Here is a 15,765-nt window from a genome sequence, read left to right on the forward strand (position 1 = left end):
CTTTACATATCATGCAACAGCAACAGGCAGAGGTAGCGGTGATTGGAGCCGGTATCGTTGGGTTGGCCATGTCGTGGCACCTGGCATCCAAAGGAAGGAAAGTCGTTTTATTTGAGCGCAACAGCAAAGCTATCAGCGCTTCTATCCGCAATTTCGGACTGGTATGGCCGATCGGGCAAACTGCAGGGAAAATGTATGACCGAGCCATGCGTAGCCGTCGCACCTGGAAAGAACTTGCAGCACTTACAGGCTTGCAATGTCAGGAAACAGGTTCTATCCATCTTGCTTATCACGCAGATGAAATGGCCGTACTGGAAGAATTTGCAGCTGCTGCTGCGGGAAACGGGTATGCATGTGATCTGCTGACGCCCGGACAGCTGGGTAAATACACACAGGCAGTGAAAACTGCCGGGTTACAAGGCGCCTTGTGGAGCCCTACTGAAATGACCGTGAATCCACGTGTAGCCAGCGCCGTTATTGCAAAGCACCTCGAAGAGAAAATGAATGTAACAGTGCGTTTTGGTACTGCTGTAAATGGCATTAGCATGCCTTACATAGAAACCAAAGATGAAAAATGGAAAGTGGATGAGGTATATGTATGCAGTGGCGCTGACTTTGAAACGCTTTACCCTGCTGAGTTTGCAGCTGCTCCGCTGAAAAAGTGCAAACTGCAGATGATGCGTACCATCCCACAGCCGGGTAACTGGCAGTTGGGCCCCGCTCTTTGCGCCGGTCTTACGCTCGGTCACTATGCCGCTTTTGAGAGCTGTAAAACGTTGGAGCCACTGAAAGAGCGCTTTGCCGCTGAAATGCCGGAATATGTGAAATGGGGCATACACCTGCTGGTGTCGCAGAATGGAGTGGGAGAGCTGACTATTGGTGACTCGCATGAATATGGTCCGGACTTCGAACCGTTTGATAAAACCTTCATCAACAACCTTATTTTGAAATACATGCACACCTTCCTGCAGGCACCGGAATACACCATACAGGAGCAATGGCATGGCATTTATCCCAAGCTTACCAACGGTAAAACCGACCTCGTATTTTCACCGGAGAAAGGAGTAACTATCGTGAATGGCCTCGGTGGAGCTGGAATGACATTGTCTTTCGGCCTCGCAGAAGAAGTGGTGAACAACCCGGCTACCTTTGCGTAACCTCGATAAATTTAAATTAGGTTATTGCTCAAATTATTGATAAATTAATTGCCAGTTAAGCGTTATGAGAAAACCTGTTAACGAATATTCCAATTCTATTTAGAACAGTTTTCAACATGATTTACGTTTTTTGGCCAGCATTAGCAACGTTTCTGCAGCGATGTCTTTGACAACGCTGCACGTTCATAACGTGTTAAATGTAAAGCAGGTTTCTTTATAGTCACCTGCTTTTTTGTGCCCAAAGCTGTTCCTGTAAACCAATTATTACATAAATTAGAGTGTTCCGGGTAAACGGAGCAATAAAAAAGTAATCGCATGAACAGTAGTATAAAGAATCTTAAAGAAAGAGATTGGACAGAGACAAGAGCACATTCCAGCTGGCAGATATTCAAAATCATGGCTGAGTTCGTTGACGGGTTTGAAAAGCTGGCAAAAATCGGCCCCTGTATTTCTATTTTTGGTTCCGCCCGTACAAAGCCGGGTAACCGTTACTACGACCTGGCCCAGGAAATCGCTTCCAAACTTGCGGAAGAAGGATTTGGTATCATCACCGGTGGCGGCCCCGGAGTCATGGAAGCAGCCAACAAAGGCGCCCAGGCAGCGCATGGAAAATCTGTAGGCGCCAATATTACCCTGCCCCACGAACAACGGCCCAATAACTATATCGACCAGGAAAACAGCCTGAACTTCGATTACTTCTTCGTTCGTAAAGTAATGTTCACCAAATATTCACAGGGCTTCATCATGATGCCCGGCGGTTTTGGTACCATGGATGAGTTTTTTGAAGTGGCTACTCTGATCCAGACCCGTAAAATGGAAGAAACCCCGATGGTACTTGTGGGACGCGAATACTGGAGTGGCCTCCTGAACTGGCTCCGTACTGTAATGATGGAAAAGGAACATAATATTAACCCGCAGGATCTCGATCTCCTGCAACTCTTCGATACTGCCGATGAAGTGGTGGAATACTTCCGCGTATTCTATACAACAAATAAACTCAGACCGAATTTCTAATCATCAGCTATCCGTTACTGAGAGAATAAATCCCCCGGGATAACGTTTAAGAATATATGATATAGCGCTTTGGCTTTTAGTCGTCAGCAGCCGGAACCTTAGGATACCCGGTGGCTGAAGGCTAAAAGCTAAATGCTTTTTCCTTAGCTTTGCAGAAATTTTAATATGATGGAGCTCATACCGGCAGCAGTGGAAGCCTATTCAGAGAAATATACCAGCAGGGAGAGCGATCTGCTGTATAAACTGAACAGGGAGACGCATTTGAAAGTGGAATTACCGCATATGCTGAGCGGACAGGTGCAGGGACGGTTCCTGAGCATGGTGAGTCATATGATCCGGCCTCGCCGCATCCTGGAACTGGGCACCTATACAGGATATTCCGCTATTTGCCTCGCTGAAGGACTCGCCGCAGATGGCATCTTACATACCATCGACATCAACGAAGAGCTCGAAACAAGTTGTCTGCAGTATTTCCAGGCAAGCGGAAATGCAGATAAAATCCACATGCATATCGGCAAGGCCGCGGATATCATCCAACAACTTGATGAAACATTTGACCTGGTATTTATCGACGCTGATAAAACCGGTTACGAACATTACTACGACCTGGTTTGGGAGAAACTTCGCCCTGGTGGAATTATCCTCGCTGATAATGTGTTGTATCATGGCCAGGTGCTGGCACCTGCAAATGAACAGGGCCGGCAGGCAAAGGCGATGGTCAGCTTCTGCGAAAAAGTACTGGCCGACGACAGGGGGGAACAGGTATTGCTCACTATCCGTGATGGTTTGCTGATCATCAGGAAGAAATAAAATTGCCCATTAAATCCTAACATACATGCAAGTAAGAAAATTCTTAGTGATAGTTAGTTTTCTTATTGGCTTCGTTACCGTATTGCGCGCTCAGAACATGACCACGCAGCAATACATCGACACCTATAAAAACTTAGCCATTGAGGAAATGCGCCGTACCGGCGTGCCTGCCGCTATCAAACTGGCGCAGGGCATCGTGGAGACGCAGTCCGGCAACGGAACACTGTGTTTACAATCCAATAACCATTTCGGTATTAAATGTAAAAACAATTGGAATGGTAAAACCATCAAATATGATGATGATGCAGCACAGGAATGCTTCCGGGTATATGAAAATGCCCGCGATTCCTACCGGGATCACTCAGATTTTCTGCGTGCGAACCCCCGTTATGCTTTTCTCTTCAGGTTCGATGGAGACGACTATAAATCCTGGGCATTTGGATTGAAACAGGCCGGATATGCTACTAACAGAACTTATTCGCAGCAGCTGATCAAAGTGATTGAAGACTATAACCTGCAGCAATATACGATGATCGCTATGGGAAAAGATCCTTCCGATCATGGTGCAGGTACGGATAAAACACTATATGCCGAAGTAACAGAAAGAGAGACACCCCGCCCGGTTAATGAAAGAAGGAATCACCACAACAATCTCCGGCAGACGGCAGTAAATTATCCTAAAGGGGTATTTGAGATCAACGGCCGCAAAGCGGTGTATGTGAAGGCTGGTACCTCACTGATACAACTGGCCGACCAACAGCGTATGCGCCTGCGTAAACTGGTACGCTTCAACGACCTGGAAAATGATAATCCCCCTGCTAAAGACATCGTTCTCTTCCTGCAGAAGAAAGGAAAACGCGGTGGGAAGCAGTTTCATAGTGTGGCCAGCGGCGAGTCTATGCACGATATCGCCCAGGCAGAAGGAATACAGCTCAGATGGCTCCGCCGCCGCAACAAGATGAATGAAGGAGAGGAACCCGCTGCAGGTCAGCGCCTCACGCTCGACGGCTTTGCCAATGCTGCGCCCCGCCTGGCAAAAAATACCCGCGTACTGAAGGAAGAAGACCAGGAACCACCGGAAGACTTTTCTCCGCGGAAGGCCCTGGATGGGATCAAAGAAGAAGTGGCAAAAAATACCGGCGGTGGTGCTGCAATACCGGCTCCCAATACTAATCCCGCTCCGGCGCAGCAGGGCGGCGTACCCGTGGCCATGATCGAGGATCTGAAAAAGAACGGGCAGGTAACCACCAGCCCGGCCCCTAAAGCCTCCATGCCTGCTACCCAATCAGTGCCTGCACCGCCTAAACCCGCTGCTACACAGAAATCCGGCGTTGTATACCACAATGTGCAGCCCAAAGAAACGCTTTACGGTATTGCTAAAATGTACAATCAGACAGTTTCGCAATTACAGGAATGGAATAATTTGCAGAGCGCTGATATCAAAATCGGTCAGCGGCTGCTCGTGAATAAATAAGCGATCTTTTTTCGCTTATGATTGTTAAATATGGAAATGTAGTAGTATTATGTCAGTGATCAAGGTACACGACAAGCAGTTTCAGCCCTATATCGGTGCCGTTGAATTGCAGCAACGTATTAAAGAGATGGCAGAACAAATCAGCAGCGATTTGAAAAACGAACGCCCGCTGTTTATCGCCATCCTGAATGGCTCCTTTATGTTTGCCGCAGATATTTTTAAACATCTCAATATCGACGCAGAGATCTCATTCATTAAACTGGCTTCCTATAAGGGAACTAAGTCAACCGGCAATGTGGTACAGGCAATCGGCCTGGATGAAGACCTGTTCGGGCGTACAGTGGTGATCCTGGAAGATATTGTGGATACCGGCAAGACCCTCAGCCAGTTCCTGCCACAACTGGAGCATCAGCAACCAAAGAAATTGCTGGTAGCATCCCTGCTTACCAAGCCCGATGCAATGGTATTCCCCATCAGGATAGATTATCTGGGCTTTTCTGTACCCGATAAATTTCTGTTGGGTTATGGCCTCGATTATGATGGGCTTGGCCGCAATCTTCCGGAAATATATCAACTGGTGGAGTAGTACACGGTCGGTAAATAATTGTGAAAGACGCAAAGGGTGGATGATAGAGCCCTTTGCGTCTTTCCTGTTACAGGACAACTTGTTAGAATTGTCCCCGAAATTGTGTAATTTACTTCCATGCTCAAGTACCTTTTACTCTTAATTTGCTGGGGTGGAGGGCTGCAGGCGCAAACAATCCAGGTATCGGGAGCAGTGGAAGACAGCATTACTCACCATCCCGTTTCCGGAGTGACAGTGAAGGTGATGGATGACACAACCAATGTAGTCACAAACGCTTTCGGTCTTTTTAAAGTAGAAATCCCCAAGGCCACGGCCACGCTGTTGTTTTCCCGCAACGGTTATCAGCCAAAACAGCTTGCGGTGAATAAGAATGAGAGACTGGTAATAACGCTATCGCCTATACGTACTGATATTGATCCTGTTGTCCTGGCCAAGGCCAGAGCCAAGATGCTGCATAGTAGCAATCCCAACTACGGTAATGTAAGCATGGGCACGCATTCTTTCTATAATGAAACTTATGGCGCTACTTACGAAAATAAATTCGTGCGTGCCGGAAGTCATCCTGTTTCTACGTTTGCGATTGATGTAGACAGGGCCGCATATAGCAATATCCGCCGCTTTCTGCGCCTGAAAGAGAAAGTGCCCGTAGACGCTGTTCGCATAGAAGAAATGGTGAACTACTTTCACTATGATTTTCCTTTACCCCCTCCGGGTAATACGCTTGCCTTATATAGCTACTACATGACCTGCCCCTGGGATACCTCCCATCGGCTGTTGCAACTCGCTGTGAAGGCACGTGCGTTGGAAACAGACAGTTTTCCTCCGAGTAACCTGGTTTTCCTGACAGATGTTTCCGGCTCTATGGGTGCTTCAAACAAATTACCGCTGTTACAGGCTGCTTTTCGAATACTGGTCAATAACCTGCGCCCGATCGATAAAGTAGCCATAGTGGCTTACGCCGGCGAGCCTGTGCTGGCATTGCCTGCTACGTCCGGCAACCAGAAAGAAACGATTCTCAATGCCATCGATAACCTCAATGCTGGCGGGCCTACTGCCGGAGAAGCGGCCATTAAAATGGCTTACCGTATTGCTGGCGAACAGCTCATTCCTGGCGGAAATAACCGGGTGATACTGGCTACGGATGGAGATTTCAACGTAGGCATGAGCAGCGACGAAGAAATGGAGAAGCTGATCCTGGAACAGAAGAAAGGCGGCGTATTGCTGACCTGTCTTGGGTTTGGAATGAAGAATTATAAAGATTCCAAACTCCAGTCTATGTCGTCCAGAGGCGATGGTAACTTTGCCTATATCGATAATCTGGAAGAAGCTAACAAGATATTTGCCCGGGAATTCGGCAGTACCCTGTTTACTGTAGCCCGCGATGTACAGCCGGAAATACAATTCAATCCGGGGCATGTAAAATCGTATAGACTTATAGGTTATGAGAACAAAGTGATACCGATCGACAGTACTGTGAAGAATGAGTATGCCGGCGGTATTATAGGCAGCGGACATTGTGCTGTGGCTTTATACGAAATAGTGCCGGCAGGTCATCTTCCTGATTCTCTGCTGGCAACGGTAAAAGTATTTTACCGTGATCCGGAAGATACCGTTATAAAGATACTGCCAGGCCAGGTAAACACTACCCTGCAGCCATTCGATGAAGCCTCGGCTGATTGCCGTTTTGCGGCATCAGTGGCGTTGTTCGGCATGTTATTGCGAAAATCGTCTTACTGTGGCAAGGGCAATGTGGATATGGTATTGGAAATTGCACATAATGCCCTGGGCAACGATAATGGCGGCTATCGCCGGGAATTCCTGAAAATGGTAAAGATGGTGCGTAAATCGAAGCAGCTGAAATAAGCTATTTGGTAAGGCGATAACACTTTCTGATCATCTTCTGTTGGAAATCAAAGGGCAGGGTCTGATTAGTGATATCCCGTATAGACGTTGCCGTTATTTTATCTTCTTCCAGTACAAACCTGCGGTAATTATTGCTGAAGTATACCACCCCATCTTTTTTGGTAGCCAGCAGCACCTTGTTGAGTAAAGTCACGTGATCCCGCTGTATATCCAGGAACTCTTTCATCCGCTTGCTGTTGGAAAATGTAGGCGGGTCCATGATCACAAGGTCGTAAGTGTTCAGCTTCAGTGTGTCGAGGAACTGCAATACATCAGCATGTACAAAAGTATGGGCCGGATTATCGAAGCCGTTCAGCCGCATGTTTTCTTCCGCCCATGTCAGATAGGTTTTTGAGAGGTCCACAGACGTGATTTCAGTAGCTCCGCCTGCCGCAGCATACACAGAAAAGGAACCGGTGTAACAGAAAAGGTTCAATACCTTTTTATCTTTCGCTTCTTCTCTTACCATGCTGCGTGTGATGCGATGATCCAGGAATAGCCCTGTATCCAGGTAATCCGAGAGGTTCACTTTGAACTGAAGTCCGGCTTCATGCGCGGTAATAATATGGCTTTCCGCACTTAATTTTTCATACTGTCCCTGCCGGTTTTCCTTGCGCTGCCGCTGCTTCACCCAGATCTTATCAGGTGCTACATTCAGTACCCTGCTGATCAGCTCCAGGCAGCTATCCAGCCAGGCTTCATGGGCTTCATCGTCCATACCATGCCGGCGATTGTATTCAGCGATATACACATATTCTTCATATATCTCTATACTAAAGGGAAATTCGGGAATATCATCATCATACACACGGTAACAGGTAACCTGCTGCCGCCGGGCCAGTTTGGAAATATGCCGGAATACTTTCGTCAACCGGTTTTCGAACATCTGTAATTTCTGATCCATGATTTATTTAAAACGGGGGACAAGTTATAATACAAAAAGCTATCGGGGCGATTGAGGAAAGCAGGATCCACTGATGATCATTTCTTCAATCGCCCCGATAGCTTTGGGTGCTACGCTTTCAGCTTAGCTAAATATATCTCTTACTTTCTCAAAGAATCCTTTTTCGGATTTCTCAGGATTAGGTTTGAAGTTTTCGGAAGATTGTAATTTATCCAGCATCGCTTTTTCTTCCGGGCTAAGTGTTTGAGGCGTCCATACATTCACCTGAATAAGCTGATCGCCTTTTTCATATGAATTAACAGACGGGAATCCTTTGCCCTTCAGGCGGAAGATCTTACCACTCTGGGTTCCGGCCGGGATCTTGATTTTCGCTTTACCGTCGATGGTAGGTACTTCCAGCGAAGTGCCATAAACAGCGTCCGGGAAGGAGATATACAGGTCATATGCCACATTGAGGCCATCCCGCTGCAGTTCCGGATGCGGTTCTTCCTCGATCAGGATGAGCAGGTCGCCAGGTGCGCCGCCTCTTTCTCCGGCGTTGCCCTTGCCACTCATGCTCAACTGCATACCTTCCTGTACGCCTGCCGGGATATCGATGCTGACAGTTTCTTCGCCATACATGCGGCCTTCTCCTTTACAGTGGCCACATTTGCTGGTGATGATCTGGCCTTCTCCGTTACAGGTGGGGCAGGTAGTAACTGTTTGCATCTGGCCGAGGAAAGTTTGCGTTACTTTCCTTACCTGGCCTGATCCACCACAGGTATTACATGACTGGAATGAGTTTTTATCTTTAGCGCCGAGGCCACCACAGTGCTGGCAGGACACATACTTTTTAACCTTGATCTTCTTATTGGCACCTTTGGCTATTTCTTCATAGGTGAGCCTGATCTTAACCCGGAGATTGGAGCCACGGGTACCACGTCCGCGACGGCCACCACCACCACGGCCACCACCGCCGAAGAAGCTGCCGAAAATATCTTCGTTACCAAAAATGTCACCGAAGTTGGAGAAGATGTCGTCCATATTCATTCCGCCACCACCGCCAAATCCACCACGGTTGCCATTCACACCGGCATGTCCGAAACGGTCGTATTGCGCCCTTTTATCAGGATCACTCAACACTTCATAGGCTTCAGCTGCCTCTTTGAATTTTTCTTCTGCCTCCTTGTTATTCGGGTTGCGGTCAGGGTGATATTGCATCGCTACCTTGCGGTAAGCCTTTTTAATCTCATCCTGGGAGGCCGATTTGGTTACAACCAGTATTTCGTAATAATCTCTCTTGGTAGACATTATATAAATCACTTAATGCCGGTGCATACGCACCGGCCTTTGTTCGGTAAAAAATATTGCTTTGCGTCAGCTTTTAGCATAGGCAATCATTAGTGATTATGCCACATCGTCATCTTACTTACCCACAATTACCTTAGCATGACGTATCAATTTGTCATTCAGGTAATAACCAGGTTGCAATACATCCACCACTTTACCTTCCAATTCCGGGGTAGGAGCAGGAATCTCAGTAATGGCATCATGCAGATCCGGGTCGAACGAGGCATGTAAACTCTCCATAGGCTTCAGGCCCTTTGTTTGCAGGGTATTTCTCAGCTTATTGAAAACCAGCATTACGCCATCTTTAACAGCTTGCGCATCAGCAACGTTTTCTAACTGTTTTACTGCCCTGTCAGTATCATCCAATACATCCAGCAAAGATGTAATAACTTCTTTACCAGCTGTTTGCATCAGTTCTAAACGCTCCTTAGCAGTACGTTTGCGATAATTGTCAAATTCCGCCTGCAACCTGAGATATTTGTCTTTTATCTCGCTAATCTCCTGGTCTTTCTTCGCCAACTCTGCACCTTGCGCTGTTTCTGCAGCTTCATCTGACGTATTATTCGTATTTGAACTATTGCTTATATTTTCCTCTGGCATGCTTTTTTCGTTTTCGCTACCAGCGTTAGCCTGTCCGTTTGTCTGCATGTCTTTTTCGTTTTCTGTCATAATAAGTAATAATTGTCCGCGCTGATAAGCAGTCAATTTCTTTGCCAACAGGGCTCCGGGCGACAAAAAGACAGAAAACCGTTTCATTGCCCGCTAACCTCGTCACATTTATGCAGCGATCTTCTCCTTCGGCGGCCAAAAGCTGGCTGTCATTGTCTATCTTTGCCGCTCGAAATACAATAAATGACAAAAGTTTTTTTAAAGAAACAGATACAAAACAGGGTATTAGTAGGGCATCCCTGGGTTTTTGGTAATGAGGTGGCTGAAATAAAGGGAGAAGTGATTCCGGGAGATATCGTGGATGTATTTACGCATAAAGGCCTCTTCCTGGGCCGTGGGTATATCAACCCGCAATCCCAGATACTGGTCCGCCTGCTGACTCGCGACAAATCAGAAGAAATCAATGCAGAATTCTTTTACCGCCGGCTGCTGAAATGCTGGCAATACCGCCAGAAGCTGGGCTATGTGGAAAACTGCCGCCTAGTATTCGGTGAAGCAGATGATATGCCAGCACTGGTGATAGATAAATTCAACGACTATTTTGTGCTGCAAACCCTGGCACTGGGCATGGAAAAGTGGAAGGATGCTATTGTGAGCGCGATTAACCGCATCTTTTCCCCCAAAGGTATCTATGAACGGAATGATGTGCCGGTCAGAGAGCTGGAGGGTATGACCCAGCAGAAAGGTTTTTTAAGTCAGCCTTTTGATACTGATATTATTATCAATGAAAACGGCCTGAAGTTCCATGTGGATATCGTAAACGGCCAGAAAACCGGCTATTTCCTCGATCAGCAGGATAATCGCCGCGAGATCCGGAATATTGTGAAAGGAGCAGACGTGATGGAATCGTTCTGCTACACTGGTACATTCTCCTGCCATGCCGGCTTTTATGGCGCTAAAAGCGTATTGGGCCTTGACATTTCTGAAACGGCGGTGAACACAGCCAGACGCAATGCTGAGCTGAATAACCTGCAGGATATCTGCAAATTCCAGGCAGTGAACGCTTTTGATCAGCTGAAACAATGGACGCGGGAGGAAAAGAAATTCGATGTGGTGATATTAGACCCGCCGGCATTTACCAAAAGCCGCGAAAATATCCAGAAGGCAGTTACCGGCTACAAGGAGATCAACCTGAGAGGGATGAAACTCCTGAAACCAGGAGGTTTCCTCGTTACGGCCTCCTGTACCAACCTCGTTTCACCCGATCTGTTCCTGCAAACGATAGATGCAGCCGCAAGAGACGCCAAAAAAAGATTACGTCAGGTAACTTTCCAGACTCAGGCACAGGATCATCCGATTCTCAGGAATATTGAGAATACTACCTATCTCAAGTTCCTCATTGTAGAAGTATCCTGATAAAGACAGTCATAAAAAAGAAAAAGTCACGACATACATCGTGACTTTTCTTTTTATTTTGATGCCAGACATTGCTTAGCGGACGACATTAAATTTTCCCGACTCTATCAGATTCCCCCGCTGATCTCTCAGTTGGAAGATATAAAGGCCATTATAGTAGTTGTCGAGATTTACGGTTGTACGCGGACCGATGCCTTTAAGCTGGTCAATTTTTTTTCCCAGGAAATTGTACACAATAAGATCGTATAAGCGATCGTTATTATTATGTTGTTGAATTTCAAAGTTAATGGTGGTAGTAGCGGGATTGGGATATAGCTTCACAATTTTGCTACCCCCTTCCGTATTAGGTTGGGATTTTTCGCTTTGAGCCATACTTATGTGAGATAGCAGGCTAAAAACCAATATGAGAATCAGGGTAGAGGTTTTCCACATAGTATTATAAAAATAGAATTTTTTTCAAATATTTCCTAATTTTTGTTTGTTAATACGGCTGTTCAGGCCGACACTTCTACATAAAAATAACAAACGAATAGTCATTTTGTTAGCATTTCTCCATTTTTTATCTAAATTTTAACGCTTTAGTAGGAAGGTGTTAATTAATTGATTTTCAATTAGTTAAAATCTTGGGCAGTTAACGCTCTCCAGCGTAGAGTTTCTGCTATTGAGAAACCCTTTGAAAACCAATGAGATCTCAAAGCCTCCGAATGTTTGGCTGGCTGTCCGCAGACTGGAAATATTAGCATCATAACTCATACCTATCTCGTATTTATCCATATCGATCTTCACGGTAGGTATAATTGCATCATTCCATCTCAGGAAAAGGCCGCCATAAATAGCCCTGGTAGATTCCAGTCCCCGGTCGAGCAGGCCGTAACCGATCATGGCTCCGCCAATATATTCGGAGTAAGAGCCCTGGTGAAGCTGATTGTAATGGGCGATCAGCTTTACACGTTCTTCGAGAGGAATAGTAATACCAGCGTTGAAAGTGAGCTTGGGCTGGAGTTCTATATTCTTATCGTTGTAAAAGGAGATTTTGGGCCGGTTGAAATGAAAATATCCCGCGCCAATGAAGTAATTCACTTCTTCTCCTATCACACTGTTGTAACTCAGGCCTACACCGGCATCCAGATAGCTATATCCTTTCAGTGCCAGTTTCCCCTCTTCGCCCGTAGCTGCTGTCGGATCAAAACGCCCGTTTGTATACTGGTTATTGAACGTCATGTTGGTCGGATCAAACTGACGCTGTACAAGGCCACCCATGAAGCCCATGGAAAGAAAACTGGTTTTGTCTTCATTAAGAGATTTATGATAGTTGATCGCAGGAAATATCTGCGTCGATTGTAATTTGGAGGTACCCGCCCTGTCATATGTCAGCTGCAGGCCGGTAGTGATGTAATCATTACTTCGTCCGACAGGAAACTTTATTTCACCACTGAGGGTACCGGTCTGATACGGAATCGTTACACTGTTCCATTGGTTGCGATATACAGCCTGTACGCGTACATCTCCGTTAAAAATTCCTATCAGTGCAGGATTCCGGAGGATGGGTGTTTCGTAGAACTGCGACAGGTGTATATCCTGGGCAAACAGTTGTTCTGCGCCTGTTGTGCAGATCAGCACGAGTAATATGCGGTATAAGGTGTTCATGTTAGCCAGGTTAAAGAATTATCTGAGTAATGTTACATTGCCTTTCAGCTGAAAAAATTCGTTGGTATCGCAATATGCTTCGATGAAATAGATATACACATCCGCATTTTGCGGTTTACCATTGAAGTTGCCGTTCCATCCTGCACTTATGTCATCGATATTGATACCCTCCCGGTGAAATACTTCCTGTCCCCAGCGGTTGAAGATCCTGAAAGACTTGATCTGTCTGATACCACGGCCCCTGGGATAGAAGATGTCATTTTGCCCGTCGCCATTAGGGCTGAAGGTATTAGGTAGAAATAGTACATCAGTATTGCAGACAAGCCCGATATTTACTAACGCAGTTTTCGTACATCCGTATTGGTTAGTAGCAGTGATACTGTATGTCATTGGCCGGCGGATGGCAGCAGTCGCATAAGGAGAGTTGGTATTGTTGAGATAATCGTCCGGACTCCATTTCCACCTGGTGATATCAGGGCTGCCGCTGGCTGTCAGCTGCACTAAGTCTCCTACTGTCACCGTCTGATCTTTTCCGGCACTTACCACCGGCACTGGTTTAATGGATACTTTAACGGCAAGAGGGGCACTCATCGGGCAGATGGCATCATTCGTACCGGTAACCTGGTAAGTGATATCCTGCGGTGGTGCAGCAACAGGATTGGCAGCTGTATTGTTGTTCAGCGTGGTAGCAGGCGTCCAGTTGTACATGGCGGCTCCACTCGCTTTCAGCTGCACGGAAGAGCCGGCGCAAATTGCCGTGTCATTGCCAACAGCGAGCTGTACTTTGGGCACTACGGCAATGTCGGCAGAATCATTTACCGTACATCCGTATACGTTAGAAGCCTGTACAAAATAGCGTGTACTGGCAACGGGTGAAGCTACCGGATCGTTACAGAAGATGCAGCTGAGCTGTGAACTGGTCAGCCACTGCACGTTTCCATCGGAGAGCGCATGCAACATTGTATTGTTGCCTTCGCAGATCTTCGCTTGTTGAGTGGAGGCTTTTATGAATGGAGTTGGATTGATGGTAATTGTTTGGGTAATGGAATCGCTGCAATTGCGGGCGTCGGTAACAACGAGTTTTACCTGTTGAGGTCCGGAAGTACTGTAGCTAATGCCCGGAGGTGTTTGAGAGGCAGTACTCTGGCCATTACCCAGATCCCAATACCAGTTGGTGACAGGTATATTTGGAGACGTGATGGTATTGTTGACAAAGCTGACCGGTTGTCCGGCGCAGGTAGATCCATTGGTGGCGAACCCGGCCTGCGGCGCGAGTATACTGATATCAGCCCGTTTAAACACCACATCGTCGCAATAAGCGGGATCTTTATAATGTACGGTGAGTTGATCGTTAAAAGTGCCGGTGGTAGTCCACGTTTTTACATAGGTTTGATCGGTGGTATTGTACACGGTTCCGTCGCCCAGTTGCCAGGTGTAGCCAGCCACCAGCCCGAGAGGTACATTGAGAACTTCATAGGTTGCCTTGCTGCCGCGGCAGATAGCACTTACGCCGGTGGTGAAATCTGCCACAAAGTAGTAAACGGTTTGAAAGCTGCTGTGGCTGCAGTTGTTGCCGGTTTCCCCGATAGTAAGCCGAACGGTATAATTACCGGGAACGGTGTAGTTATGCACTGCATCCCGCGTGCTTACTACAGGAGAATTATCGCCGAAATCCCATTGAAAAGTGGAGTTGGCGCTGATTCCGGTGGATTGGTTCGTAAAAGTGAATTTACTTTTATTCGTACAATCCCGTTGCAGACTGAACTTAGATACAGGTCCGGTTACAGTTACGGTAGCCGGCGGCGCATTGGTATAGCAGCCATTGCTGCCTGCTTTCATTTTTATCGTCAGCGTGCCGTTAGCATTGAAGGCGTGGGTGATATCATTACTGCTCCCTTCTGCGGCAGTACCATCACCAAAGTCCCAGTTGTAGGTATCGGCATAGGAGGCATTGGCCAGCAGGCGTACCGGGTCTCCTGTGCAGGCAGTAGGTGGAGAAACGCTGAAGCTGACGTTGGAAGGCGGATTTCCCGTATGCACGTAACGATCGAAATTTTTTGTGAACGTACACTGTCCCTGTGTGGTAACTGTTACGCCTACACTATAGGTGCCTGTTTGAGTGTAAAGGTGATTCACAATGCCACTATTGGTTGTCTGTGAGTTACCGTCGCCGAAATTCCATGTCCATGAAGTTACCGGATCATTGAGGTTGTTGCCTGAAGAAGCGGAAAAGCTGGCCGTATAAGGAACACAGCCGGAGAGAGGCGAGGTGAGGGTAATGTCCGGCAGGGAAATATCGATGTAGGCTGGTTTCTTTAATAGCCCCGTGCAACCGTTGCTGTTAGTAACGGTTAGTGTAACGTCGAATTGCCCGGCCCGGGTATAATTATGTTGTATATAGGCATTGCTGGTGGTGACTACGGTGCCATCGCCGAAATCCCAGGTGCGCGTGGTTGCACCGGGAGTGGCGTCTGTGAAATTAGCAGTGTATGGCTTACAGCTTTTGGTGATATCGGCAGAGAAGCTCACGGATGGGATGCTGCCTATTACCAGATCGCGCCAGTAGGTACTGGTCATGATGCCACCGTTCACATTGAAAGTGGCTGTCAGTGTAATTTTCACGGGGCCGCCGTTGGTGTAGGTGACCTGGGGATTGGGATCAGTGGAGGTTCTTCCATCTCCAAAATCCCACTTAATGGAGAGTGGAGTACCTGTGCTGGTATTTTTCAATGATAGTATTACTGGCGTGCAAAGCGTTCCCGGTGATGTGGTGTAGGTAAACTCCGCCTTCTGAGCGAAGAGACCAGCTGCCTGTAAAAGGGATATAAATAGCAGTAATGTCCGTAAACATTTTGCCTGTAGGTATTTCATAGGGTGCACAGGTTTTCCTTTAATAGAAAAGTTCCACAAATTAATA

Annotated in this window: 13 protein-coding genes; 7 read left to right on the plus strand and 6 right to left on the minus strand. The window is 47.0% G+C overall.

Translation table 11 applies throughout. From position 1 onward, the window contains the following. Positions 1-11: 11 nt before the first annotated feature. From UNH61_RS01540 to UNH61_RS01565, 6 genes are all read left to right on the plus strand, one after another. A complete protein-coding gene (locus tag UNH61_RS01540; protein ID WP_326990344.1) occupies positions 12-1,157 on the plus strand; it encodes a TIGR03364 family FAD-dependent oxidoreductase in 1,146 nt (381 codons plus the stop codon). 315 nt (positions 1,158-1,472) lie between these two features. Further along, on the plus strand, positions 1,473-2,171 hold the full coding sequence (locus tag UNH61_RS01545) for a TIGR00730 family Rossman fold protein (RefSeq protein WP_326990345.1): 699 nt from the start codon (positions 1,473-1,475) through the stop codon (positions 2,169-2,171). A 165-nt stretch (positions 2,172-2,336) separates the two neighbouring features. Next, the gene (locus tag UNH61_RS01550) at positions 2,337-2,981 is read left to right on the plus strand and encodes an O-methyltransferase (protein ID WP_326990346.1); all 645 of its coding nucleotides are present in this window, start codon (positions 2,337-2,339) and stop codon (positions 2,979-2,981) included. 25 nt (positions 2,982-3,006) lie between these two features. After that, positions 3,007-4,455, plus strand: a complete 1,449-nt coding sequence (locus UNH61_RS01555; protein ID WP_326990347.1) for a glucosaminidase domain-containing protein — start codon at positions 3,007-3,009, stop codon at positions 4,453-4,455. A 49-nt stretch (positions 4,456-4,504) separates the two neighbouring features. Then, a complete protein-coding gene (hpt, locus tag UNH61_RS01560; RefSeq protein ID WP_326990348.1) occupies positions 4,505-5,041 on the plus strand; it encodes a hypoxanthine phosphoribosyltransferase in 537 nt (178 codons plus the stop codon). Positions 5,042-5,158: 117 nt separating this feature from the next. Beyond that, on the plus strand, positions 5,159-6,904 hold the full coding sequence (locus tag UNH61_RS01565) for a von Willebrand factor type A domain-containing protein (RefSeq protein ID WP_326990349.1): 1,746 nt from the start codon (positions 5,159-5,161) through the stop codon (positions 6,902-6,904). Between the two features lies 1 nt (position 6,905). Here the strand turns inward: UNH61_RS01565 and UNH61_RS01570 are convergent, their stop codons facing one another. The 3 genes from UNH61_RS01570 to UNH61_RS01580 form a co-directional block, all read right to left on the minus strand. Beyond that, positions 6,906-7,847: a class I SAM-dependent methyltransferase gene (locus UNH61_RS01570; RefSeq protein ID WP_326990350.1), complete on the minus strand. Its 942-nt coding sequence runs from the start codon at positions 7,845-7,847 to the stop codon at positions 6,906-6,908. Positions 7,848-7,970: 123 nt separating this feature from the next. After that, a complete protein-coding gene (gene dnaJ / locus UNH61_RS01575; RefSeq protein WP_326990351.1) occupies positions 7,971-9,137 on the minus strand; it encodes a molecular chaperone DnaJ in 1,167 nt (388 codons plus the stop codon). A gap of 114 nt (positions 9,138-9,251) precedes the next feature. Next, complete coding sequence (locus UNH61_RS01580; protein ID WP_326990352.1) at positions 9,252-9,845, minus strand: nucleotide exchange factor GrpE; 594 nt, start codon at positions 9,843-9,845, stop codon at positions 9,252-9,254. A 183-nt stretch (positions 9,846-10,028) separates the two neighbouring features. Between UNH61_RS01580 and UNH61_RS01585 the strand changes: the two genes are divergently transcribed. After that, positions 10,029-11,201: a class I SAM-dependent rRNA methyltransferase gene (locus tag UNH61_RS01585; protein WP_326990353.1), complete on the plus strand. Its 1,173-nt coding sequence runs from the start codon at positions 10,029-10,031 to the stop codon at positions 11,199-11,201. 75 nt (positions 11,202-11,276) lie between these two features. Here the strand turns inward: UNH61_RS01585 and UNH61_RS01590 are convergent, their stop codons facing one another. The 3 genes from UNH61_RS01590 to UNH61_RS01600 form a co-directional block, all read right to left on the minus strand. Beyond that, complete coding sequence (locus UNH61_RS01590) at positions 11,277-11,573, minus strand: T9SS type A sorting domain-containing protein (protein ID WP_326990354.1); 297 nt, start codon at positions 11,571-11,573, stop codon at positions 11,277-11,279. A gap of 243 nt (positions 11,574-11,816) precedes the next feature. Further along, positions 11,817-12,848: a PorP/SprF family type IX secretion system membrane protein gene (locus UNH61_RS01595; RefSeq protein ID WP_326990355.1), complete on the minus strand. Its 1,032-nt coding sequence runs from the start codon at positions 12,846-12,848 to the stop codon at positions 11,817-11,819. An 18-nt stretch (positions 12,849-12,866) separates the two neighbouring features. Continuing rightward, a complete protein-coding gene (locus UNH61_RS01600; protein ID WP_326990356.1) occupies positions 12,867-15,719 on the minus strand; it encodes a PKD domain-containing protein in 2,853 nt (950 codons plus the stop codon). Positions 15,720-15,765: the final 46 nt, after the last annotated feature.

Origin of the sequence: Chitinophaga sp. 180180018-3 (assembly GCF_037893185.1) — a bacterium.
Classification (GTDB): Bacteria; Bacteroidota; Bacteroidia; order Chitinophagales; family Chitinophagaceae; genus Chitinophaga.